This is a genomic window from Nocardia sp. NPDC005746 (assembly GCF_040630785.1).
GTDB lineage: Bacteria > Actinomycetota > Actinomycetes > Mycobacteriales > Mycobacteriaceae > Nocardia.
In genome coordinates this window covers 267,921-290,414 of record NZ_JBEXYE010000010.1, presented here as the reverse complement: position 1 = coordinate 290,414, position 22,494 = coordinate 267,921, and the positions used below count along the sequence as shown (strand labels likewise).

At 68.1% G+C, this 22,494-nt stretch carries 21 protein-coding genes and 1 pseudogene; 9 read left to right on the top strand and 13 right to left on the bottom strand.

Going from position 1 to position 22,494, the window contains the following annotated elements; genetic code table 11:
- The 3 genes and pseudogenes from ABZ412_RS21120 to hsaA all read right to left on the bottom strand — a co-directional run.
- Nucleotides 1–251 (bottom strand): annotated as a pseudogene (locus ABZ412_RS21120) (2,3-dihydroxybiphenyl 1,2-dioxygenase); the annotation flags it as partial.
- A 2-nt stretch (nt 252–253) separates the two neighbouring features.
- A complete protein-coding gene (gene hsaD, locus ABZ412_RS21115; protein ID WP_357089847.1) occupies nt 254–1,132 on the bottom strand; it encodes a 4,5:9,10-diseco-3-hydroxy-5,9,17-trioxoandrosta-1(10),2-diene-4-oate hydrolase in 879 nt (292 codons plus the stop codon).
- Between the two features lie 3 nt (nt 1,133–1,135).
- The gene (hsaA, locus tag ABZ412_RS21110; protein WP_357282809.1) at nt 1,136–2,305 is read right to left on the bottom strand and encodes a 3-hydroxy-9,10-secoandrosta-1,3,5(10)-triene-9,17-dione monooxygenase oxygenase subunit; all 1,170 of its coding nucleotides are present in this window, start codon (nt 2,303–2,305) and stop codon (nt 1,136–1,138) included.
- A 200-nt stretch (nt 2,306–2,505) separates the two neighbouring features.
- Between hsaA and ABZ412_RS21105 the strand changes: the two genes are divergently transcribed.
- The gene (locus ABZ412_RS21105; RefSeq protein WP_357282807.1) at nt 2,506–3,711 is read left to right on the top strand and encodes a Rieske 2Fe-2S domain-containing protein; all 1,206 of its coding nucleotides are present in this window, start codon (nt 2,506–2,508) and stop codon (nt 3,709–3,711) included.
- The gene (locus ABZ412_RS21100) at nt 3,711–4,040 is read left to right on the top strand and encodes a hypothetical protein (RefSeq protein WP_357282806.1); all 330 of its coding nucleotides are present in this window, start codon (nt 3,711–3,713) and stop codon (nt 4,038–4,040) included. The genes ABZ412_RS21105 and ABZ412_RS21100 overlap by 1 nt, the downstream gene beginning before the upstream one ends.
- Nucleotides 4,041–4,043: 3 nt before the next feature.
- Here the strand turns inward: ABZ412_RS21100 and ABZ412_RS21095 are convergent, their stop codons facing one another.
- Nucleotides 4,044–4,454, bottom strand: coding sequence for a cupin domain-containing protein (locus ABZ412_RS21095; protein ID WP_357282804.1), 411 nt, complete (start codon nt 4,452–4,454; stop codon nt 4,044–4,046).
- 4 nt (nt 4,455–4,458) lie between these two features.
- Nucleotides 4,459–5,517, bottom strand: a complete 1,059-nt coding sequence (locus ABZ412_RS21090; RefSeq protein WP_357282802.1) for a saccharopine dehydrogenase NADP-binding domain-containing protein — start codon at nt 5,515–5,517, stop codon at nt 4,459–4,461.
- A 96-nt stretch (nt 5,518–5,613) separates the two neighbouring features.
- Between ABZ412_RS21090 and ABZ412_RS21085 the strand changes: the two genes are divergently transcribed.
- On the top strand, nt 5,614–6,525 hold the full coding sequence (locus ABZ412_RS21085) for an AraC family transcriptional regulator (protein WP_357282801.1): 912 nt from the start codon (nt 5,614–5,616) through the stop codon (nt 6,523–6,525).
- Nucleotides 6,526–6,596: 71 nt separating this feature from the next.
- On the top strand, nt 6,597–7,331 hold the full coding sequence (locus ABZ412_RS21080; protein ID WP_357282799.1) for a Sir2 family NAD-dependent protein deacetylase: 735 nt from the start codon (nt 6,597–6,599) through the stop codon (nt 7,329–7,331).
- Nucleotides 7,332–7,336: 5 nt separating this feature from the next.
- Here ABZ412_RS21080 and ABZ412_RS21075 read toward each other — a convergent pair whose 3' ends face one another.
- Entirely contained in the window at nt 7,337–8,089 is a 753-nt protein-coding gene (locus tag ABZ412_RS21075; RefSeq protein ID WP_357282798.1) for a DUF427 domain-containing protein, read from the bottom strand.
- A gap of 164 nt (nt 8,090–8,253) precedes the next feature.
- Between ABZ412_RS21075 and ABZ412_RS21070 the strand changes: the two genes are divergently transcribed.
- Both ABZ412_RS21070 and ABZ412_RS21065 read left to right on the top strand, forming a co-directional pair.
- Entirely contained in the window at nt 8,254–9,705 is a 1,452-nt protein-coding gene (locus ABZ412_RS21070; RefSeq protein WP_357282796.1) for an amino acid permease, read from the top strand.
- An 87-nt stretch (nt 9,706–9,792) separates the two neighbouring features.
- Nucleotides 9,793–11,304, top strand: a complete 1,512-nt coding sequence (locus ABZ412_RS21065) for a transposase (protein WP_357282795.1) — start codon at nt 9,793–9,795, stop codon at nt 11,302–11,304.
- Here ABZ412_RS21065 and ABZ412_RS21060 read toward each other — a convergent pair.
- The 7 genes from ABZ412_RS21060 to ABZ412_RS21030 all read right to left on the bottom strand — a co-directional run bounded on the left by ABZ412_RS21060 (nt 11,288) and on the right by ABZ412_RS21030 (nt 19,268).
- Nucleotides 11,288–11,611: a heavy metal-binding domain-containing protein gene (locus tag ABZ412_RS21060; RefSeq protein WP_357282834.1), complete on the bottom strand. Its 324-nt coding sequence runs from the start codon at nt 11,609–11,611 to the stop codon at nt 11,288–11,290. The genes ABZ412_RS21065 and ABZ412_RS21060 overlap by 17 nt on opposite strands.
- A 215-nt stretch (nt 11,612–11,826) precedes the next feature.
- On the bottom strand, nt 11,827–13,008 hold the full coding sequence (locus ABZ412_RS21055; protein WP_357282832.1) for an MFS transporter: 1,182 nt from the start codon (nt 13,006–13,008) through the stop codon (nt 11,827–11,829).
- Between the two features lie 326 nt (nt 13,009–13,334).
- Complete coding sequence (locus tag ABZ412_RS21050; protein WP_357282793.1) at nt 13,335–14,378, bottom strand: acyl-CoA dehydrogenase family protein; 1,044 nt, start codon at nt 14,376–14,378, stop codon at nt 13,335–13,337.
- 166 nt (nt 14,379–14,544) lie between these two features.
- Entirely contained in the window at nt 14,545–15,588 is a 1,044-nt protein-coding gene (locus ABZ412_RS21045) for an acyl-CoA dehydrogenase family protein (RefSeq protein ID WP_357282791.1), read from the bottom strand.
- 19 nt (nt 15,589–15,607) lie between these two features.
- Nucleotides 15,608–16,738, bottom strand: a complete 1,131-nt coding sequence (locus tag ABZ412_RS21040) for an acyl-CoA dehydrogenase family protein (RefSeq protein ID WP_357282790.1) — start codon at nt 16,736–16,738, stop codon at nt 15,608–15,610.
- On the bottom strand, nt 16,739–17,647 hold the full coding sequence (locus tag ABZ412_RS21035; RefSeq protein ID WP_357282787.1) for an enoyl-CoA hydratase: 909 nt from the start codon (nt 17,645–17,647) through the stop codon (nt 16,739–16,741).
- A 70-nt stretch (nt 17,648–17,717) separates the two neighbouring features.
- Nucleotides 17,718–19,268: a FadD3 family acyl-CoA ligase gene (locus ABZ412_RS21030; protein WP_357282786.1), complete on the bottom strand. Its 1,551-nt coding sequence runs from the start codon at nt 19,266–19,268 to the stop codon at nt 17,718–17,720.
- A 71-nt stretch (nt 19,269–19,339) separates the two neighbouring features.
- Between ABZ412_RS21030 and ABZ412_RS21025 the strand changes: the two genes are divergently transcribed.
- From ABZ412_RS21025 to ABZ412_RS21015, 3 genes are all read left to right on the top strand, one after another.
- Nucleotides 19,340–20,560 carry an acyl-CoA dehydrogenase family protein gene (locus ABZ412_RS21025; protein ID WP_357089968.1) on the top strand — a complete coding sequence of 407 codons (1,221 nt, stop codon included), beginning with the start codon at nt 19,340–19,342 and terminating at the stop codon, nt 20,558–20,560.
- On the top strand, nt 20,557–21,351 hold the full coding sequence (locus tag ABZ412_RS21020; RefSeq protein ID WP_213558297.1) for an SDR family oxidoreductase: 795 nt from the start codon (nt 20,557–20,559) through the stop codon (nt 21,349–21,351). Before ABZ412_RS21025 ends, ABZ412_RS21020 begins: the two co-directional genes overlap by 4 nt.
- 323 nt (nt 21,352–21,674) lie before the next feature.
- Nucleotides 21,675–22,379, top strand: coding sequence for a hypothetical protein (locus tag ABZ412_RS21015; RefSeq protein WP_357282784.1), 705 nt, complete (start codon nt 21,675–21,677; stop codon nt 22,377–22,379).
- Nucleotides 22,380–22,494: the final 115 nt, after the last annotated feature.

Below are 22,494 nucleotides of genomic sequence, written 5' to 3'. Positions count from 1 at the left end.
GCCTTGGCCAGGCTCTCGCGCAGCTCCTGCAGGCCCTTGGCGTCGGTGACCTCCCAGCCGGAGACCAGCAGGCGGTCCTGCTCGCCGGGCACGATGACCAGACGCGCGGCGAAGTCGTCCATGCGCAGGTAGAGCGCGTCGGGGTTGAGCCCGCTGCCCTCCATCATGCCGAGCACCTTGAGGCCGTACTCGCGCCAGGCCGCCATGTCGGTGGCCTCGATGCGCATGTACCCGAGTGCCTTGATACTCATGGTCACTTCTCCTTGACGCCGAGCAGGAAGTCGGTTGCCAGGCGGTTGAACTCGTCGAACTTCTCGAGCTGAGCCCAGTGCCCGCAACCGCCGAACACGTGCAGCTGCACACGCGGCACCATCTTCAGGGCCACGAGCGCGCCGTCGATCGGGTTCACGCGGTCCTCGCGGCCCCAGATCATCAGCACCGGCTGACGCAGCTTGAACGCGTCCCGCCAGATCATGCCCTTGGCGAAGTCGGCGCCCGCGAAGGACTTGCCCATGGCGCGGGTGGCGGCCAGGGATTCCGGCTGCGAGGCCGAGGCGAAACGCTCCTCGACGAGTTCCGGCGTGATCAGCGACTGGTCGAAGACCATGATCCGCAGGAACGCCTCCAGGTTCTCCTTCGTGGGTTCGAAGTTGAACTTGGACAGCAGCTTCACGCCCTCGGTGGGGTCCGGCGCGAACAGATTGGTGGACAGGCCGCCCGGGCCCATCAGCACCAGCTTGCCGGCGCGGTCCGGGTAGTCCAGCGCGAAGCGGGTGGCCGCGCCGCCGCCGAGCGAATTGCCCAGCAGGTGAACGCGATCGGTGATGCCGAGGGTGTCGAGCAGGTCCTTGAGCGCCGAGGACGAGTGCACGAAGTACTGCGGGTGCTCGGTCGGCTTGTCGGACTGCCCGAAGCCGGGCTGGTCGACGGCCAGGACGTGGAAGTCCTTGGCCAGCACCGGAATGTTCTTGGCGAAGTTCGACCAGGAGCTCGCGCCCGGACCGCCGCCGTGCAGCAGCACGATGGTGGGGCCGTTGCCGACGCCCGCCTCGTGGTAGTGCAGCTTCAGGTCCGGCCGCACCTGCGCGAAGCGCGAGGTGGACTCGTAGGTGATTTCCTCTACGGCGGTCACGGATTACACCATTCCGTCGGTGACCGGCAGGCCGAACGCGTGGGTGCCGTACATGACGTAGGCGCGCTCGGGATCCTGCGAGGCGTGCACGCGGCCGGCGTGGGCGTCACGCCAGAAGCGCTGCAGCGGAGTGCCTTCCACCAGCGCGGTGGCGCCGGCGGCCTCGAAGAGGCGGTCGACGGAGGCGATCACGCGGCCGGTGGCGCGCACCTGGTCGCGGCGGGCGGCGGCACGCATCTCGAACGGGACGTCCTTGCCCGCGACGATGCACGCGTACTCGTCGGCGATATTGCCCGAGAGCTGACGCCAGGCGGCGTCGATGTCACTGGCGGCCTCGGCGATCCGGACCTTGGCGAACGGGTCGTCCTTGGCGTTCTCGCCGGCGAAGGCGGCGCGCACGCGCTTGCCCTGGTGCTCGACGTGGGCCTCGTAGGCGCCGTAGCCCATGCCGATGATCGGCGCGGTGATGGTCGCGGGATGGATGCTGCCCCACGGCATCTTGTACAGCGGATCGGTATTCTGCTCCAGGCCAGGCGATTTCAGTTCGCCCATGGTCCGCATGCTGAGGAAACGGTGCTTGGGAACGAAAACGTCCTTGACCACGACGGTGTTGGAGCCGGTGCCGCGCAGGCCCACGACGTGCCACACATCGTTGACGACGTACTCGCTGCGGGGGATCAGGAACGAGCCGAAGTCGACCGGCTTGCCGTTCTTGATGACCGGACCGCCGACGAAGACCCAGTCGGCGTGATCGGAACCCGAGGACCAGGCCCACGAACCGTTGACGATGTAGCCCGAGCCGTCCTCGGTCACAACACCCGCGCCCATCGGGGCGTAGGAGGAGGAGATCCGGACCTCGGTGTCGTTGCCCCAGACCTCTTCCTGGGCCTTCTGGTCGAACAGCGCCAGGTGCCAGTTGTGGATGCCGAGGATGCCGGCACACCAGCCGGTGGAACCGCAGGCGCTGGCCAGCTTGCGGACCTGGTCATAGAAGATCACCGGGTCGCAGGCGTAGCCGCCCCACTGCTTGGGCTGCACGAGCTTGAAGAAGCCGGTCGCCTGCAGATCCTTGACGGTCTGGTCCGGAAGGCGGCGCAGATCCTCGGTCTCCTGGGCGCGCTCACGCAGGGTGGGCAGCAGCGCCTCGACCCGCTCAACTACTTCTTGCGTCATCTCGCCAGTTGCTCCTGCCTGGTGCTGGTACCGGAAGCGGTCTTCGTTTGCCCCTGAGAGTAGAACACGTTCCTATTCCTGTCGAGAACGCGGTTCACGCCCAGCTCAGAGAGCCCCCATCCAGGTAGTTGGTCCTATCGCTGGCAAACGGCCAGCCGATTTTGTAACGTGTTCTAGTACATCCATAGGAGGATCAGGAAATGGCGACAACCCCCCAAGGGCCCCGCGGGAAGGTCCGCGAGATCGACGTGGGCTCCGCGCCCACCCGTTTCGCCCGGGGCTGGCACTGTGTAGGCCTGGCCAAGGACTTCCGGGACGGCAAGCCGCACTCGGTCAATATTTTCGGCACCAAGCTGGTCGTTTTCATGAACAGCCAGGGTGAACTGAAGGTCCTGGACTCCTACTGCCGTCATCTCGGCGGCGACCTCTCCATGGGTGAGGTCAAGGGCGACTCCATCGCGTGCCCGTTCCACGACTGGCGCTGGGGCGGCAACGGCAAGTGCACCGGCATCCCGTATGCCCGGCGCGTGCCCCCGCTGGCCCGCACCCGCGCGTGGACCACGCTCGAGCGCAACGGCCAGCTGTATGTCTGGCACGACCACGAGGGCAACCCGCCCACCGACGAGGTGACCATCCCCTACGTCGAGGGTCCGTACACCAACGCCGACGGCACCCCGTCGGAAACCCGCAACGACGGCTGGACCGACTGGACCTGGCACTCGCTGCTGATCGAGGGCTCCAACTGCCGCGAGATCATCGACAACGTCGTGGATATGGCGCACTTCTTCTATATCCACTACGCCTTCCCGACGTACTTCAAGAACGTCCTCGAAGGCCACGTCGCCACCCAGTACCTCGAGACCAAGGGCCGTCCGGACGTCGGCAAGGCCGCGGAGAACGGCATCGATGTGCTGCTCAAGTCCGAGGCGTCGTACTTCGGCCCGTCCTACATGATCAACCCGCTGCTCAACATCTACAGCGGCTTCGAGGTCAAGACGGTCCTCATCAACTGCCACTACCCGGTCTCGCAGGACTCGTTCGTGCTGCAATGGGGTGTGTCGCTGGAGAAGCCGAAGGGGCTGCCCGAGGAGCAGGCGGAGAAGTTCGCCGCCAAGATGACCGAGGGCGTGTCCGAGGGCTTCCTGCAGGACGTCGAGATCTGGAAGCACAAGTCCAAGATCGACAACCCGCTGCTGACCGAGGAAGACGGCCCGGTGTACCAGCTGCGCCGCTGGTACGAGCAGTTCTATGTCGACGTCGCCGACATCGACCCGAAGATGACGCAGCGCTTCGAATTCGAGATCGACACCTCCAAGGCCAATGAGCAGTGGGGTCTCGAGGTCGAGGAGAACCTGCGCAAGAAGGCGGAGGCCGAAGCGGCCGCCGCGCAGGAGGCGAACGCCTGATGACCACCTGGGCGAAGGCACCCGATTTCGCGGACCGGCCGGAACAGCGAGCGCAGGTGCGCGCCCAGACGGTCGTCGACAAAGAGCACTACATGGAGTCCGGGCTGACGCCGATCGCGTGTCAGACCTGCGGCACCCAGGTGCAGGTGCGCAAGCACAGCCACAACCAGAAGACGGTGCAGTGGACGACCGATCCGGCCGCCACCTGCCCCGTCTTCCGCAAGCTGGCCGAGTCCGGTCCCACCACCGGGAAGCCGGACTCGTGCCCGAACCTCGAGAAGACCATCGACCACGCGGTCGCGGAAGGGATTCTCGGGGTCGACGACTGAGGCTCAGTCGAGTCGGAAGTCTTCGAAGTCGAATCCGGGGGAGACGACGCAACTCACCAGCGCGTAGTCGTCTCCCGCTGGACGGGCGGCCTGGCTGATCCCGCCGGGAACCACCGCCTGGGGGCGCTGCCCCTGCTCGACATCGGGTCCGAGGACGATCTCCTCACCCCCGATGTTCAGCAGCAGGGGACCACCCCGATGCCAGAACCAGATCTCGTCCGAGGCCACCGTGTGCGGCGCGGACTTCTCACCCGGCAGCAGCAGGAAGTAGATCGCGGTGCCACTCGCCCGCGGCCCCGGATAGTCCTCCGGCGTGAATTCCATCGGGCTGCGCCAGGTTTCGCGATACCAGCCACCCTCGGGATGCGGCTGAAGATCCAATTCCACGGCCAGTTTCGGACGGTCGTCGCTCATCGGTTCACTGTATTTCGACCGACCACGTGATGCCGTGCGGCGCGAGCGAATCCAGGAAGTCGGCGGCGTCGAACGCCTCGGCGGGGGCCAGGGCGCCCGCGCGGACGCCGCCCGCGGCGAGCCGGACGGCCACCTCCACCGTGAGCAGTGCGGAATCCCGGTAGGAATCGCCGCCGCTGACCACGGCCCGCGCCCGGACCCCGTCCCGGCCGAAGGCGTCGACGATCACGTCGTACCGCAGGTCCGAATCGGGGGTCTCCGGGATGAGATCGAGTGCCTCGCTGGTGAATCCGCTCAGGTTCGCGTGATACGCGAGTTCGATCGCGCCCGCCGCGTAGGACACGTCGGAGTGGCGCGGAATGGTGAGCACCGCCGACTGCGGGGATTTGGTCACCGCGATGGGGGCCGGCTCGCCCGGGAAGGTCAGTTCCCGATACCGCGTGGCCGGGCCGGTGCGCAGCGCGCCGGCCTCGTAGTGCCAGCCGCCGTCGCGGAACCAATCCAGGTTGGCCAGGACGGTTTTCGCGCTGCCCCTGGAGCCGTCGCCACCGCTGCGGCTGCGATGGGTGACCACCACGTCGACGGGGCCCGCCAGCCGGGGCACGGTCAGATGGGCCAGCAGGTCGGCGGTCAGATTGTTGTCGGTGACGCCGGAGATCACCGTCACCCCGGCCTGTTCGGCCCGCGGCCCGTACTCGTCCAGCACCCGGCGCAGGAATCGCTGCTCGCCGGAGGTGTCGGTGTAGTGCGCGCCCGCTTCGATCGCGGCGGTCAGCACCGCGCCGCCGAGATCGACGAAGGCGACCAGGCTGCTGATCACCACGTCCGCGCCGGTGAACGCGGCGACCAGGGCGGCGTGATCGTTCAGGTCGGCGATCCGGATCTCGGCTGCGGGCAGTCCGGCGGCGTCGGCGGCGGCGCGCAGTCGTTCGGCGTTGCGGCCCACCAGGATCGGGGTGAGGCCGCGGCGGCGCAGTTCGGCGAGGATGTGCCCGCCGGTGTGGCCGGTGGCGCCGTAGAGGGCGACAATCGGGTGCTTCCGCGGTGTTTCGCTGTTCGTCATGCTTTCGAAGTTATCGGCGCTCTATGAGTATCTGAATGGTTACATTGCTCATCTGAATGTCCAAAACGCTCATCCAATGATCGGTATGGTGAAGACGTGGACATCCTGAGCGAAACCATCGCCGCCATTCGGACCGGGAACCCCGCCAGCGGGCTGTTCATCCGCCACGCGCCGTGGGGTCGGCGCTATCCGAAGGTGCCGGGCGCTGGATTCCATGTGATGCTGCAAGGTTCGTGCTGGGTGCTGCCGCCGGACGGGGAACCGATCGCGATGGGCGCGGGCGACGTGCTGTTCATGCCGCGCGGGGAGAACCACGATCTGGTCGACGCGCTGGGCACGCCGATCGGCGAGGTCGCCGCCCCCGGCGAACCGCGCGAGATCGCGGGTCCCGGAGCCCGCACCGTATTGGTCTGCGGCGCTTACGAACTCGGTAGGCAGCGCAGTCACCCGCTGCTGGAGGACCTGCCCGAGTTCATCCACCTGCCGGCGCGTCCCGGCCGGCATCCGGCGCTGCGGTCCGCTGTCGATCTGCTCGCCGGTGAGATCGCCGAACCCCGGCCCGGAACAGATGCCGTCATTCCCGCGCTGCTCGACACGCTGCTGCTGTTCCTGCTGCGCGCCTGGTTCGACGAGCGGGCCGACTCGACCGGCTGGGCCGGGGTGTTCCAGGATCCCGCGGTGGCGGATGCGCTGCGGGCCATCCACGCCGCGCCCGAGAAGGCGTGGACCGTGCCGGAACTCGGCGCGGTCGCCGGCGTCAGTCGAGCCACCCTGGCCCGGCGGTTCCTCGCCACCGTCGGGGAGCCGCCGCTGTCCTACCTCACCCGCTGGCGCATGCTCACCGCCGCCCGGCTGCTGCGCGAGACCGACACCCCGCTGGCCGGTGTCGCCCGAAAGGTCGGCTACCAGAGCGAATTCGCCTTCGCCAAGGCGTTCAAACGCGAATACGGGCTGGCCCCCGGGCAGTACCGGCGCGCGGAGGATCAGCTGTCGGTCATCGCGGTGTGAGGCGGTCGCGCTGCTGAACGGCCGGTGAATCCGGAGGCGGAAGGGTGGTGCGACGGCCTAGGCTGGCAGGCGTGACGGACTGGCGTGCACGCAAGGGACCGATCGGGGTACTGACGGGCGCGGGCATCTCCACCGATTCCGGGATTCCGGATTTCCGTGGGCCGCGCGGAGTCTGGACCGAGGATCCGATCGCGGAACTGCTCTCCACCTATCAGAACTATGTGGCCGATCCGGAATTGCGGGTACGGGCCTGGCTGGCCCGCCGCGACAATCCGGCCTGGACGGCCACCCCGAACGACGCCCATCGCGCGCTCGCCAGGCTGGCGGCGGAGCGGCAGGTCGGGATCATCACACAGAACATCGACCGGCTGCATCAACGGGCCGGCTCGGACACGGTCGTGGAGATCCACGGCAATATGTTCGAAGTCGTCTGCATAGACTGCGAATTCACCGATTCCATGGCGGCCACGCTGGAGCGGGTCGCGGCCGGGGAACCGGATCCCGCCTGCCCGCGGTGCGGCGGGATTCTCAAGGCGGCCACCATCATGTTCGGGCAGCACCTGGATTCGGATGCTATCCGCGCGGCCGTGCAGATCGCGGAGACCGCGGAGATCTTTCTGGCCGTGGGCAGTACGCTCCAGGTCGAGCCCGCGGCCTCGATGTGCGCGGTGGCCGTGGACGCGGGCGCGGACCTGGTCGTGGTGAACGCGGAGCCGACCCCGTACGACGAGTACGCCGCCGAGATCGTGCGCGACCCGATCGGTGTCGCGCTACCCCGGTTGGTGTCGGAGATCCTGGCGGACTGAGGGTCTCAGCTGAACGGGGTCTTCGGGCGGGCCTGGAGTTCGCCGTCGATCCACAGGTCGACCTTCTCGTTGTAGAAGCAGGCGAGCCCGGCGATCTTCTGACTCTCCGGCAGCGGGGTGCGGTAGATCCAGACCAGGTCCGGGAACTCCTCCTCACCGAGCCGGACCGACCAGTATTCGGCGGTGCCCTTGTACGGGCAGTGCGTCTCGGTATCGGACGGTGTCAGCAGGTCCATCCGGACATCGGTGAGCGGCACGTAGTAGCGGGCCGGCAGTCCGGTCTCGAACAGGATGCGCGGGCCGTGCGAATCGGCCAGCACCTGGCCGTTCAGTTCCACCCGCACGTGCCGGGAACTGCCGAGGATATCCACCCGGGTGTAGGGGTCACGCGGGTGCACGTAGATCGGTTCGTCCTCCTCGAACCATTCCGTCATCGCATGGAAATCCAGTTTCACCAGGTCACGCAATTCCGGGAGCGGGGAATCGAGGTGCCGGACGGCCGCGCCGGCCGCCACGACGCCGTCGGTCACCACATCGAACTCGGTGCCGGTGCCGCGGCTGGGGGACGGGCGGGTCTTGCCATTGGGTTCCAGCTTGGCCCGCAGGTCGGCGACCGGCAGGTAGTAGGTGGGGTAGTGCGGGGACTCCCACACCAGCGTCGGAGTGACGGTGTCCGCGGCCAGGTGGCCGCCGAGGTAGGCGCGTACTCGCTTGGCGCTCGGTTCGACGCGTACTCGGCCGCGCTGAGTCTCGGTCATACCTTCCGACGGTACGCCCGCCATGGAAGCGGCTGGCGGCGAAGCGGATTCGGGAAGTGGGCCGGTGCGTGTCCGGCCCGGTTCCGGAGGCGATTTTCCCCGGCTGACCAGGCCCGATAGGGTGGTCTGGCAATTTATGGGCAACACAAGAAGGTGGCGGTCAGATGTCGGAACCGGTCGAGATGCGCGTGACGGGGCCGGACGGCACGCTCACAGTGGGCTCCGACGCCACGCCACCCGAGCCGCAGGGGCTGCGCACCGGGCTCCGACGCCGTCACATGACCATGATCGGCATCGGCGGCGCGATCGGCGCGGGCCTGTTCGTGGGCAGCGGATCGGTCATCCAGACCGCCGGGCCCGCCGCCGTGCTGTCCTACGCGGCCGCCGGGCTGGTGGTGCTGGCCGTGCTGCGCGCCCTCGGTGAAATGGTGGTCGCCCGCCCGGTCGCGGGATCGATGGGGGAGTACGCGCGCCTGGCCATGGGCCCGTTCGCCGGATTCACCGTCGGCTGGCTGTACTGGTACCTCTACGTCATCCTGGTCGGTGCCGAGGCGGTGGCCGGGGCGGCCATCCTCGGCACCTGGGTCGACCTGGACCAGTGGGTGCTCTCGGCCGGACTGCTGATCATCATGACCGCCGTCAACCTGCTGTCGGTGAAGTCGTTCGGTGAGTTCGAGTTCTGGTTCGCCTCCATCAAGGTGGTGGCCATCGTCGGCTTCCTGGCGGTCGGGCTGGCCTGGATCTTCGGGCTCTGGCCCGGGTCGCAGCCCGGATTCGGGAACCTCACCGGCCATGGCGGTTTCGCACCCAACGGGGTCACCGGCATCTTCTCGGCAATCGTGGTGGTGATGTTCGCCTTCGGCGGCACCGAGATCGTCACCGTCGCGGCCGCCGAGACCAAGGAACCGGCCAAGGCGGTCACCCGGGCCACCAACAGCGTGCTGTGGCGGGTGGGCCTGTTCTACGTGGCCTCGATCTTCCTGGTGGTCACGATCCTGCCGTGGAACGACGCCAAGGTGCTGAAGAGCCCCTTCGTCAGCGCCCTCGAGCACATCGGCATCCCCGCGGCCGGCACCATCATGCAGGTCGTCATCCTGACCGCGGTGCTGTCGGTGCTGAACTCGGCCATCTACGTCTCCTCCCGCATGCTCTACGTCCTCACCCGCGACGGCGACGCCCCCGCCGCCCTGGTGAAACTCAACAAGCGCGGCGTCCCCGCCCGGGCCGTCCTGCTCGGCACCATCGCCGCCTGGGGTGCGGTCATCGCCTCCTTCGTCTCCCCGGACAAGGTCTTCACCTTCCTGGTGAACTCCATCGGCGTGGTGCTGGCCTTCGTCTACGTGGCGATCATGTTCTCCCAGCTCCGCCTACGCGCCCGCCTCCGCCGCGAGGACCCCTCCGCCCTCACCTACCGCATGTGGGGCTACCCCTACATCAGCTGGGCCGTGATCATCGCCCTGTTCGCCGTCTTCGTCGCCATGGCCCGCAACCCCGACCAACGCAACCAGCTCATCGCCTCCACCGTCAGCCTCCTGGCGGTCATGGCGATCTACCCCCTGCGCGCCACATTCGGCCGCAAGAAGCCGGTCCGCGAGGTCGATGTGCTCCACCACTGACGAAATTGCATGTGACGCACCGAGGCTCGTGATGAACCGGGCGATTCCAGACTCCTACCGATAGATTTCGAACTGGCATTCGAGCCAGTGGCTGTGTTCATGGGCATGATGCGTGCCTTTCGACTGCCGACCACCGCCAATCGGGGCAAGGTCGACGCTGTGGCGGCAATGCTGCCGTGGTGGCAGCGAGGGCTGGTGCACGTGCAATACATGCAGGTCCGCAAGCTGAAGGCGGGGGATTCGCAACTGGGTTGGCTGACGGTGCCGGAAACGAAGTCGTTGCCGTCGTATCTTTCTCAGCGTCAGTGGAGATCGGTCGTCAACCAAGTCAACGGCGCCCTGGCGTCGTGGCGGGGGAAGGCGAAAGCCGGACTGCGAGAGGTGATCCGGAGTCTGGATCTCGAGGATGATGTGATCCGCGAGGACCTGTACCGAATCAATGCCTATATGGCCTGGTGGGCGCGGGACGGTCTACTTGATGCCAATCGGGGAGTTGTCGTGTCGGATGCGGCGATTCGCAGATCGGCAGAGCTGGCCGACGGCTGGCTGCGGAAGCATCCCTTTCCCAACCTCTCCCGAGTGCGCACTATGTCGATGGATGGGCCGATCGCGGGAGTGTCGGTCTCGCGCAGCCTGCGCGCGGATTACTGGTTGAAGGTGTCCACCCTCCGCAAAGGCAAGCCCGTGAACATCCCGCTACAAGGCTATGACTACTTCTCGAGTGCCCCGGGACGGGTACGCAATTTCTGTCAGGTCAGCGTGAGTCTGACAGGAGAAGTGTCTTTCGCCTTGGTCAAGGAGTCTGTGCCTGCGCGGGGACGCAATCAAGGTGCTTCGGTCGGCTTGGACTGGGGACTGAAGAACATATTCACAACCAGTGATGGGGATCTGATCGGTCGAAGGCTCTACGGCTGGCTCTGCTTGCGTGACCAGGAGTTGAACGATCTGATGGCCAGGCCGCAGCGTCAGGGAATCCGGCCGCGCGAATCACGGCGGTTTATCCGATTGAACCGCCGGATCCGTGAGTATGTCCGCAATGAGGTGCGCCGGGTGCTCAACCGACTGGCGCGCAGGAACATTCGGGAACTGGTGGTGGAAGAGCTCGACTTCGGGATCGGCGGCCTCTCGTCGCGGCTCAACCGGGTTGTTCGACGTGCAGGCAGGGCGGTGGTGAGGACCAAGCTCGAGTCACTCGTCGAGACGCATGGGCTCAGTGTCACCGCGGTCAATCCGGCACACACATCTCGTTGCTGCTCTGGCTGTGGCTTTGTGGACAAGAGAAACAGGACTTCGCAGAAGCGATTCGTGTGTCGCTTCTGTGGGAAGACGCTCCAAGCAGATATCAACGCCGCTCGCAATATTCTCGGACGTTCCGAGGACGAGAGCGGCCTGCGGAATCTTGCCAAGGGGCAGGTCCTCGCAGAGCTGGATCGATCGTTCCGTGCTAGGTGGCGGATCGATCCGACCCCCCTCCGCAAGCGATCGACACGCGGTCGCAGTACCGCTACGTCGTTGCCAATGACGATGTCAACCGGAGCCGCGGGTAGCCCTCACGACTCCGGATACTGCCAGCACGCGATGGCTATTGTTTCGGCTTGATGATGACGGCAGTGCCGTAGGCCGCAACCTCGCTCATGGTATTGGCAATCTCATTGCAGTCGAACCGCATTGCTATCACTGCGTTGGCGCCAAAGGCGATTGCATGTTGGCACATCCGCATGATCGCCTCGTGTCGAGATTGGTAGAGGAGCTGCGTGTATTCATGGATTTCTCCGCCGCCGAGGGCACGGAACCCCGCGGCGAAATTCGCGCCCAGGCCGCGGCTGCGGACGGTCAGGCCCGCGACCTCGCCGATCACCTGGACGATCTCCTGGCCGGGCACATCGTTCATGGTGGACACCAGGATCGGGAACTGCGGGGCCGGAGGCTGCTGCGGCTGGCCCTGCTGCGGGTAGGGGGCCTGGCCCTGCGGGGGATACGGCTGCTGGCCGGGCCCCTGCTGCGGGTACTGCTGCTGGTAGGGCTGCTGCGGCGGCATCGGTTGGTTCATGAGCGGGATCGTACGGGGTGCGATCGAACGCGGACCGCACCTTGTGGGTGCGGTCCGCGAACGGCGGGCGATCAGTCGTCGCCGAGTGTGATCGCCTGGGCCTCGGCCGGGGTGTGCGCGGCCGGGACGTGATCATCGATGTGGGACAAGAGCTTTCGGCCGGAGACGAGCACCGCGACCGCGGCGGCGGTGCAGGCCGCGCCGACCCAGAAGGGGAGCGATGCTTGGTGCTCGCCGAGCTTGCCCGCCAGGTACGGGGCGGCCGCGCCGCCGGCGAAGCGGACGAAGCTGTAGGCGGCGGAGGCGGTGGGGCGCTCGACCGGCGCGGCCTCCATGACCGCCTCGGTGATCAGGGTGTTGTTGACGCCCAGGAACAGGCCCGCCAGGACGGTACCGACGATGAGGACCGGCTTGTGCTCGGTGAAGATCGCCATGACCGCGAGATCGGCGGCGAAAAGGGCCAGCGCGAGGGCGATCATCGGCACGGTTCCGAAGGCGCGCTGCAACTTCGGGGCGACGAACACCGAGGACAGGGCGAGCAGCAGGCCCCAGCCGAAGAAGATGAAGCCGATCGCGTACGTGCCCATGTCCAATGGGAACGGGGCGTAGGCGAGCAGCGTGAAGAAGCCGTAGTTGTACAGCAGCGCGGTGATGCTCACCAGCAGCAGACCCGGGTAGGCGAGGGCCTTGAACGGTGCGGCCAGGGAGGCCGGTTTCGCGGGCTTCGGTGATTCGGGCAGCAGCACCACCAGGGCGATGAAGGCGACGGCCATCAGGGCCGAGACGCCGAAGAACGGTGCGCGCCATGTGAAGTGCCCGAGGAAACCGCCCAGCAGCGGGCCGGAGGCGATGCCGATGCCCAGGGCCGCCTCGTAGAGGATGATGGCGCGGGCGACGCCGCCGGTAGCCGCGCCCACGATGGTGGCCAGGGCGGTGGCGATGAACAGCGCATTGCCCAGACCCCACCCGGCGCGGAAGCCGACGATCTGCCCGACGGTGCTCGAGCTGCCCGCGAGAGCGGCGAAGACGATGATGATGGCCAGGCCGGCGAGCAGGGTCTTCTTGGCCCCGAAGCGGCTGGAGACCACGCTGGTGATCAGCATGGCCACGCCTGTGACCAGCATGTAGCTGGTGAACAGCAGCGTCACCTGAGAGGGCGAGGCATGCAGTTGCTCGCCGATCGGCTTCAGGATCGGGTCCACCAGGCCGATGCCCATGAAGGCGATGACCGAGGCGAAGGCGACCGCCCACACGGATTTGGGCTGCTCGGGCTTCGCTACGGCGGCATTGTCGGCGGCGACGGCCGCGGGAAAGGCCGGTCGGGTGATCGGGGCGCTGGTGGTCACTGGGAAGTCCTCATCTGTGAATGATGGTGAGTCGCAGCTACTTTCGTTCGAGTTGCGAGAGGGCGGCCGTCCGATCGGCGCCGTTGTCGAGAACGGCCGCGCCCTCAATTGTTACATAAGCTAACTATCTAGTTACATAGGCTAACGATATTTGGACGGGTGAGATGGGGCACAACACGAAGCGGCCCGTACGCAGCGAACTGCGTACGGGCCGTTTCCGCGAAGGTGTCGCGCTAGGCCGGGCGGGCCAGGGGGCGGGCCGGGGTGCCGAAGAGCTGGGCGTCGGCGTGCGCGCGCTTGAAGAACAGGTGCGCGTCGTGTTCCCAGGTGATGGCGATGCCGCCGTGCATCTGGACGGTCTCCGAGACCACCGAGTTGAAGGTGTCGATGGCGTGCAGGCGAGCGGCCTGGATGTCGATCGGCTCCACCGCGCCCTTCGCGAGACCGGCGATCGCCAGGTAGCCCAGCGAACGGGCCGACTCCACCAGCACGTACATGTCGGCCATGCGGTGCTTGAGGGCCTGGAAGCTGCCGATCGGGCGGCCGAACTGCACGCGCGACTTCGAGTACTCGACGGTCATGTCGAGGCACTGCTCGGCCGCGCCGATCTGCTCGGCCACCATTGCGGCCCAGGCGATCTCACGCAGGCGGGTGACATCGAGCTGCCCCAGCGGGGTCGCCGCCACGGAGTCGAAGTCGATGCGCGCCAGCTTGCGGGTCGGGTCCTGGGTGACCACGGCGGTGCGGGTGACGCCCGCCGCGTCGCCCGCGACCTCGAACAGGCCGTCGGCGGTGAGCACCAGCAGGGTGTCGGCGAACGCGCCGTCGAGCACGTAATGCGCGGAGCCCGAGAGGGTTTCACCGGTCGACCCGACCCCGAAGGCGTCCCAGCCGCTCGCCGCCGCCCAGCACAGGGCCAGCGTCCGCGCGCCCTCGGCGACCTCCGGCAGCAGCCGCTCGCCGGCCTCGGCGTTCCCGGTCAGCAGCAGCGCCTGCACACCCAGCACGGCAGAACCGAGCATCGGGGGCGCGGACAGCGTGCGGCCGAGTTCCTCGACCACCAGCAGGGATTCGACCAGGCCGACCCCGATGCCGCCGAACTCCTCCGGAATGGCCAGGGCCGCGACGCCGACCTGCTCGCACAGCAGCTTCCACAGCTGTTCGTCATAGCCGAGATCGGTCTCCAGCCCGCGCCGCATGGCCGCGCTGTCACCGTGCTTGGTCAGCACCGCGCGCACGGTGGTGACGAGTTCCTGCTGTTCGGCAGTGAGGCTCATGCCTGCGCTCCCAAGGGGTAGAAGTGATTCGAGTCAGAGGTCCGGTGGCCGGGCCGGTCCGCACCGGCGGCAGCGGCCATGAGCGAGCGGACGCACCGGGCGACGAGCGGGGTGTGTGCCCCACCCGCGCACGGGGTGTCGAGCGTGGCGCCGGCCACCGGGGTGCTCATGCGACGTTCCCGGCCCGGAGCGCCGCGGCGATGCGGGCGCGGTGATGCGCGGGGGTGCCCCAGGTCGAACGCAGGGCGGTGACCTTGGTCAGCCACAGCGACAGATCGCATTCGGCGGTGTAGCCGATCGCGCCGTGCACCTGCAGCGCGATGCGCGCGGTCTGGTACGCGGCCTCGCCGCAGGCCAGCTTGGCGGCGGAGATGTCGCGGCCCCGGGTCTCGGCGTCCGCGCCCGACTCCAGGGTCAGCGCGGCGCGGTAGAGCAGCGGCAGCGCCATCTCCAGGCCGATGTGGGCATTGGCCAGGTGGTGCTTGATGGCCTGGTTGCGACCGATCGGGGTGCCGAACTGCTGGCGCTGCTTCACGTACTCGACGCTGGTGTCCAGCATGGCCCGGCCCGCGCCGAGCAGCTGCGCGGCGGCGGCCAGGGCGGCGGTGTCGAAGGCGAGATCGATTGCGGCGGAAACGCCTTCGCCCTCCGCGAGGGTCTCGCCCGCGGTCACGGTGAAGAGGCGGCGCGCGGCGTCCACCGAGGTCACCAGGTCACCGGCGGTGCCGAGCGCGATGCGGTCGCCCTCGGCGATCAGCACCAGGTCGGCGATGTCGGCGTCCAGCGCGGTGGCGGCACCGGCGGAGCGGCCCGCGTTGGCACCCGCGGAGGCGGTCATCGCGAGGGTGCCCAGCTTCGCGCCCTCGGCCAGCTCCGGCAGCCGCTCGGCGGCGAGCGCCGAGTCCGGAAGCGCCTGCAGCAGTGCGGGAATCGCGGCGGCGGTCTCCACCAGCGGTCCCGGCACGGCGGCCCGGCCGATCTCGGTGAAGGCCACGATCATCTCGACCGGGCCCGCGCCGAAGCCGCCGTTGTCCTCGGAAATGGTCAGCCCCAGCGCGCCCGCCTCGGCCAGCTGGCCGATCAGCGCGCGCCCGGCGGCGGCCTCGCCCTCGCCCCACGCCCGGACCAGGCCGGGAGTCTTGGCGGCCTCGCCCATCTTGCGCAGGCTGGCGGCGAAGTCGTTCTGTTCTGCGGTCAATGCGAATCGCATGTCGTCGTCCTCCCTGTGGCTATCGCGGCAGGCCGAGCAGGCGTTCGGCGATGATGTTGCGCTGGATCTCGTTGGTGCCGGCGTAGATCGGGCCCGCCAGCGAGAACAGGTAGCCGTCGGTCCAGGCCGACTCCTGCTCCGCGGCCGCGCCGTGCAGATCGAGCGCGGTCTCGTGCATGGCGATGTCCAGATCCGACCAGAACACCTTGTTCACCGAGGACTCGGCGCCCAGCTGGCCGCCATCGGCCAGGCGGGTCACGGTGGCCCAGGTGTTGAGGCGGTACGCCTCCGCGCCCACCCACGCGTCGACCACGCGGTCGGCGGCGGCGGTGTCGGACTCGGCGGCCGAGTCCTTCCACAGCTCGACCAGCTTGCGGGCGGTGGCGTTGAACCGGCCCGGCGCGCGCAGCGACAGACCACGCTCGTTGCTCGAGGTCGCCATGGCGACCTTCCAGCCGTTGTTCGCCTCGCCGATCACGTCCTGATCCGGCACGAACACGTTGTCCAGGAAGATCTCCGCGAAGCCCGGCTCGCCGTCCAGCTGCGGAATCGGCCGCACCGTGATGCCTTCCGCGGTGAGCGGGAACATCAGGTAGGTGAGGCCCTTGTGGCGCTGCGCCTCCGGGTCGCTGCGGAACAGGCCGAAACCCCAGTCCGCGAACGAGGCCCGCGAGCTCCAGGTCTTCTGGCCGTTGAGCAGCCAGCCGCCCTCGGTGCGCTTGGCGGTGGAGCGGATACCGGCCAGATCGGAACCGGCCTCCGGCTCGGACCAGGCCTGCGCCCAGATGTCGTCCGCGCGCGCCATTCTCGGCAGGATGCGGGCCAGCTGCTCGGGCGAACCGTGCTCGAACAGGGTCGGCGCGAGCAGGAAGATGCCGTTCTGCGAGACGCGACCGGGCGCGCCCGCGGCGTAGTACTCCTCCTCGAAGATGACCCATTCGGTCAGCGAGGCGTCGCGGCCGCCGTACTCGGCGGGCCAGGCCACACACGACAGGCGGGCGTCGGCCAGCTTGGCCTCCCACTCGCGGTGCAGTTCGAAACCGGCCTTGGTGTCCATGGACGGCAGGGGAGCGGCGGGCTTGTTGGCCGCCAGGAAGTCGCGCACCTCGGCGCGGAATTCCTCGGTCTTGCTGTCGAATTCGAGATCCACTTACTTTGCCCCGTCGTTGATGGTGCTGGATTCACGGCTCGCCGTGGCAGCGGCAGCCTTCATGGACTTGGCGTCCATACCGCCCAGAGAGCCCGTGCCGACCTCGGCGTTGTGCGCGTGCGCGAAGTGATGCAGCCCGAACACGGAGTCCATGCCCGCGCGCATCCCCATCAGGTCCTCGCACTGGTTGACTGCCTTCTTGGTGAGCGCCAGCCCGAACTGCGGCATCTCCGCGATCTTCTCGGCGAGCGCGAAGGTCTGCGCCTCCAGCTCCTCGCGCGGGACAACGCGATTCAGCATGCCCCACTCGTAAGCCTGTGCCGCGGTGAAGCGCTCACCGGTGAACAGCACCTCCTTGGCGCGGCGCGGACCCAGCACCCACGGGTGCGCGAAGTACTCGACGCCCGGAATGCCCATGCGCACCACCGGATCGGAGAAGAACGCGTCCTCGGCGGCCACGATCATGTCGCAGGCCCACGCCAGCATGAGCGCGCCCGCGATGCACGCGCCCTGCACCATGGCGATGGTCGGCTTGGGGATCTCCCGCCAGCGCCGGCACATGCCCAGGTACACCTCGGACTCGCGCGCGAAGCGCTGGTCGCCGCCCGGCCGGTCCACGTGGTCCCACCACATGACGGCCTGGTTCTCGTAGGAGATGTGGTGGTCGCGGCCCTGCGTGCCGATGTCGTGCCCGGCGCTGAAGTGCTTTCCGGCCCCGGCCAGGACGATCACCTTGACCTCGGCGTCCTCGACGGCCCTGGTGAAGGCGGCGTCGAGCGCGTAGGTCATGACCGAGTTCTGCGCGTTGCGGAAATCCGGCCGGTTCAGCGTGACGACCGCGATCGGGCCGCGCTTCTCGTAGAGGACGACTTCGCCCTCATCGGGGATGGGCCCCAATTCCTGGCTCACACTGCCTCCTTATGCGTGATCGAGCGCCCTGCGTGGTTACGCTGCGCTACCGCCTCCGGGCTGGACTCGATCACGCGGTCTCCTCATCACGTAGGTTGCGCTTCAGCACCTTGCCTGCGGCGTTGTACGGCAGCGCGTCGCGGAATTCCACGAACCGCGGCACCTTGAAGTTGGCCAGCATGGTCTTGGCCTTCGCGATCACGTCTTCGGCGGTCAGCTCCGAGCCGGCCCGCCGGACCACGTACACCTTGCCGACCTCGCCCATGCGCTCGTCGGGCACACCGATGACCGCGGTCTCGGCGACGCCCTCGATGCGGGCCATGGCCTGCTCCACCTCGGCGGGATACACATTGAAGCCGCCGGAGATGTACATGTCCTTGAGCCGGTCGGTGACCTTCATGTACCCGCGCTCGTCGATCACCGCGACATCGCCGGTGTGCAGCCAGCCGTCCGGGTCGATGGTGGCGGCGGTGGCCTGCGGGTCGTCGAGGTAACCGCGCATCACCTGACTGCTGCGCAGCAGCAGTTCGCCGTTGTCGGCCAGCTTCATCTCGAAGCCGTCGATGGTGCGGCCGCAGGTGTTGGCGATGGTCTCGCTGGAGTCCTCGGGCCGGCACATGGTGCCGAAGCCGCCGGACTCGGTCTGGCCGTAGGCGGTCAGCACCACGTCGAAAGTCAGCTCCGAGCGCAGTCTTTCGATGAGCACGACCGGCACGGTGGCCGCACCGGTGACCGCGACGCGCAGGCTGGACAGATCCGCCGCATCCCGCTGGGGGTGATCGAGGATGGTCTGGTGAATGGTCGGCGGGCCGGTGAGCACGGTGATGCGCTCGGCGGCGATCAAGCGCATGGTCTCGGGTACGTCGAACACCGCCTGCGGCACGATGGTCGCGCCGGTGGCCAGGCAGGTGATGATGCCCGCCTTGTAGCCGAAGCTGTGGAAGAACGGCGGCACCACCAGGTAGCGGTCGTCGCTGTTCAGGGTGGCGCAGTCGGCCCAGGCCCGGGCGCTGGCCAGCAGCTGACCGTGCGCGATGAGCGCGCCCTTGCTGCGCCCGGTGGTGCCCGAGGTGAACAGGATGTCGGAAAGATCTTCCGGCGATACCGATTCCGCGCGCGCGACGACCTCGTCGAGGCTCACGGTCTCGGCCACCTTGCCCAGATCGGACCAGGCGATGGCGTTCTCCACCGGCGCCTCGCCCTCGACCGGAATCACGACGATGGTCTCGATGCCCAGTTCCGGTGCGTGCGCCCGCAATTCGGCCAGCCGGTCGCGGCCGAGGAAATCGCCGGCGATGAACAGCGCCTTGGCGTGCACCCGCGACAGCGTGTCCGCCGCCTCGTCGGCCACGTACCGCGTGTTCAGCGGCACGATGGTCGCGCCCACGTAATGGGTGGCCAGCACCGCGGTCACCCAGTGGTGGGTGTTGGGCGCCCAGATGCCGATGCGATCGCCGCGTTCGATGCCGCGGGCCATGAGCGCACGGGCGGTCTCACGGACCGAGTCCAGCAGTTGCGACCAGCTCAGTCGCACGGCACCGTCGGCCACGGCGGGCGCGTCACCGTAGGCGTGCGCCGCCGCGTGCAGAGCGAGCGGTGTGGTCTGCGGAGGAGATGTCACTGAGCTTCCTCGCTGTCCGGGAATGGGTCTAACAAAGCAAGTGCTTGGTAGGTTACTCTACCGACGTGAGCATGATCCAGACCCCCGAACCGGCCAGCGGGACTGAGCCCCGCGAGGATGCCGAATTCCGTACCGAGGTGCGGGAATGGCTGGCCGAGAACCTGAACGGCCAGTTCCGCGAGCTGCGCGGTCTGGGTGGTCCCGGGCGCGAGCACGAGGCTTTCGAGGAGCGGCTCGAATGGGACCGCGCCCTCGCCGCCGCCGGGCTGACCTGCCTGGGCTGGCCCAAGGAATGGGGCGGCCGCGACGCCACCCTGCGCCAGCAGGTCATCTTCCACGAGGAATACGCCAAGGCCGACGCCCCGGCCCGGGTCTCGCACCTGGGTGAGGAACTGCTCGGCCCGACCGTTCTGGCCTTCGGCACCGAGGAGCAGAAGCAGCGCTTCCTGCCCGGTATCCGCAATGTCACCGAACTGTGGTGCCAGGGCTACTCGGAGCCGGGCGCGGGTTCGGACCTGGCCGCCGTCACCACCTCCGCCCAGCTCGAGGGCGACGAGTGGGTCATCAACGGTCAGAAGGTCTGGACCTCGCTGGCGCATCTGTCGGACTGGTGCTTCGTGGTCGCCCGCACCGAGAAGGGCTCGACCCGCCATCACGGCCTGTCCTATCTGCTCGTGCCCATGAAGCAGCCGGGCGTCGAGGTGCGGCCGATCATCCAGCTCACCGGGACCGCGGAATTCAACGAGGTCTTCTTCGAGAACGCCCGCACCGCCGCCGATCTGGTGGTCGGGCAGCCCGGCGACGGCTGGAAGGTCGCCATGGGCACGCTCACCTTCGAGCGCGGCATCTCCACGGTAGGCCAGCAGATCCGCTACGCGCGGGAGCTTGCCGATCTGGAGGCCGTGGCCAAGGAGAACGGGGCCATCGACAACCCGGTCATCGCCGATCGCCTGGACAAGGCGTGGGTCGGTCTGCGGGTGCTGCGCGCCCACGTGCTGCGCACCCTCGAGTCCGGCCATGACGGCGCGTCGGTGGACGCTCGCACCGCGGCCGGCCAGGCGTCGGTCACCAAGCTGCTGTGGGCCAACTGGCACCGCGACCTCGGCGAGCTGGCCATGGACGTGCTCGGCGCGCCCGGCCTGATCGCCGACGGCGAGGGCGATGACCTGAACGCCTGGCAGCGCATGTTCCTCTTCACTCGCGCGGACACCATCTACGGCGGTTCGAACGAAGTGCAGCGCAATATCATCTCCGAGCGCGTGCTCGGACTTCCCCGAGAGGCTCGACCGTGACGGATCTGTCCACCGCCCCCGAAATCACCCCCGGCCACAACCTGCTCGCGGGCAAGATCGCGGTCGTGACCGCCGCCGCGGGCACCGGCATCGGTTCGGCCACCGCGCGCCGCCTGCTCTCCGAGGGCGCGGACGTGGTCGTCTCCGACTGGCACGAGCGTCGCCTGAAGGAGACCGAGGAGGCCCTGCAGGCCGAGTTCCCGGATCGCCGAGTCGCTTCGGTGCCGTGCGACGTCAGCTCCACCGAGCAGGTCGACGCCCTGATCGCCGGCGCTGTGGCCGCGTTCGGCCGCATCGACGTCATGGTCAACAACGCCGGTCTGGGTGGCGAGGTCCCGGTCGTCGACATGACCGACGAGCAGTGGGACAAGGTCCTCGACATCACCCTCAACGGAACCTTCCGCGCCACCCGCGCGGTGCTGAAGTACTTCCGCGAGGCGGGCCACGGCGGCGTCGTCGTGAACAACGCCTCGGTGCTCGGCTGGCGCGCCCAGCACGGCCAGGCCCACTACGCCGCCGCCAAGGCGGGCGTGATGGCGCTGACCCGCTGCTCGGCCGTCGAGGCCGCCGAGTACGGCGTGCGCATCAACGCGGTGGCCCCGTCCATCGCCCGCCACGCTTTCCTGGACAAGGTCACCTCGGGCGACCTGCTCGACCGCCTGGCCGCCGGTGAGGCGTTCGGCCGCGCCGCCGAGCCGTGGGAGGTGGCCGCCACCATCGCCATGCTCGCCAGCGACTACACCACCTACCTGACGGGTGAGGTCGTCTCCATTTCGAGCCAGCGCGCCTGATTTCGAACGCAATTCCACAAAGTCCGGCCCCGCCCAAGAATGGGCGGGGCCGGACTTTTCTGCATAAGGAGAAGAACTGTGGTGGTTCGCGGCGTCCCGATTCTGGACTGACGGAGCGGGGGAGCGAAGCGGAGGAGCGGAGGAGGGAAGAATCGGGACGCCGCGCACCCGCCCGGAGCGCAGCGGAGGGCAAAAGAAAATCGCTGGCGCGCCGACCCTGTCGTTGTGCAATCCTTGTTTAGGCCGGTACCGCTAGTCGAAGGGCACGACCCATGGGTCCGGATCGCCGACAACAAGCACCTCCAGAACGAGCCCACGAGGAAATGGAACTCGAGCTGGTGCGCGAGGTCGTCCTGGCGCGCCGCAGGCTCGACAATGTCGTTCTGGCCGCACTGACTTTGGGTGCGGAATTACTCGACCACGACTCGGAGTGCGCCACCGCCATGCGCGCGGCGCAGATCCTCGAACAACACGCGGTGGATGAATCCGACGTGACGCGCGATCCGCGTGCCGCGTTGCGGCAGGACATGATCCGCGACCGCGATCGCGCCCGCCGCCTCGGTCTGTCCCGGGCCGCCGGGCATCTGGACACCGAAGCCGAACAACACCGCCGAAAACGAACGGCCCTGCTGTGCGAGGTGCGGGCCGACCTGCTCGAGGTGGTCCGGACCTGCCGCCGCCTGCGCTACGACCACGTGGCCTTCGCCGACGGGATCGCGCAGGGATTGTGCGCCGCCACCGACAAATTGGTGGTCGGCGCGGATATGGAGACCTACCGCGCGTGGCAGCGCGGCATGGTGCTGAAACTCATCGAGGAACCCGCGCGGGGAGGCGCGCCGCCGCGGGTCATGGCCACCGTGGACGCCGGCCCGGGCCGCGATCCGCTGACCGTCGAATGGGACAGCCCCGAGCGCCGATTGGCTCTGGTGGCGCGCATGGCCCGGGCGGGGATCTCGCCCATTGTCATCTGCGACCGCCTGCTGGCCGACCTGTCGGTGTCCTCACCCCTGCGTTTCTCGATGCGTTGATCGCCAACCAGCAGGTGATGCGGCACTCACAGGCCACGGCCCGCCTCGGTGTGGACCGACGAAGCGGAGGAGCGGAGGAGGGAAGACCGAGGTAACAGGGCCGTGGCCCCGCGAC

Coding starts and splice junctions, on each gene's coding strand:
- hsaA (WP_357282809.1), bottom strand. CDS start 2,305: ATGACGCAAGAAGTAGTTGAGCGGGTCGAGGCGCTGCTGCCCACCCTG.
- ABZ412_RS21105 (WP_357282807.1), top strand. CDS start 2,506: ATGGCGACAACCCCCCAAGGGCCCCGCGGGAAGGTCCGCGAGATCGAC.
- ABZ412_RS21100 (WP_357282806.1), top strand. CDS start 3,711: ATGACCACCTGGGCGAAGGCACCCGATTTCGCGGACCGGCCGGAACAG.
- ABZ412_RS21095 (WP_357282804.1), bottom strand. CDS start 4,454: ATGAGCGACGACCGTCCGAAACTGGCCGTGGAATTGGATCTTCAGCCG.
- ABZ412_RS21090 (WP_357282802.1), bottom strand. CDS start 5,517: ATGACGAACAGCGAAACACCGCGGAAGCACCCGATTGTCGCCCTCTAC.
- ABZ412_RS21075 (WP_357282798.1), bottom strand. CDS start 8,089: ATGACCGAGACTCAGCGCGGCCGAGTACGCGTCGAACCGAGCGCCAAG.
- ABZ412_RS21070 (WP_357282796.1), top strand. CDS start 8,254: ATGTCGGAACCGGTCGAGATGCGCGTGACGGGGCCGGACGGCACGCTC.
- ABZ412_RS21050 (WP_357282793.1), bottom strand. CDS start 14,378: ATGAGCCTCACTGCCGAACAGCAGGAACTCGTCACCACCGTGCGCGCG.
- ABZ412_RS21045 (WP_357282791.1), bottom strand. CDS start 15,588: ATGCGATTCGCATTGACCGCAGAACAGAACGACTTCGCCGCCAGCCTG.
- ABZ412_RS21025 (WP_357089968.1), top strand. CDS start 19,340: ATGATCCAGACCCCCGAACCGGCCAGCGGGACTGAGCCCCGCGAGGAT.
- ABZ412_RS21015 (WP_357282784.1), top strand. CDS start 21,675: ATGGAACTCGAGCTGGTGCGCGAGGTCGTCCTGGCGCGCCGCAGGCTC.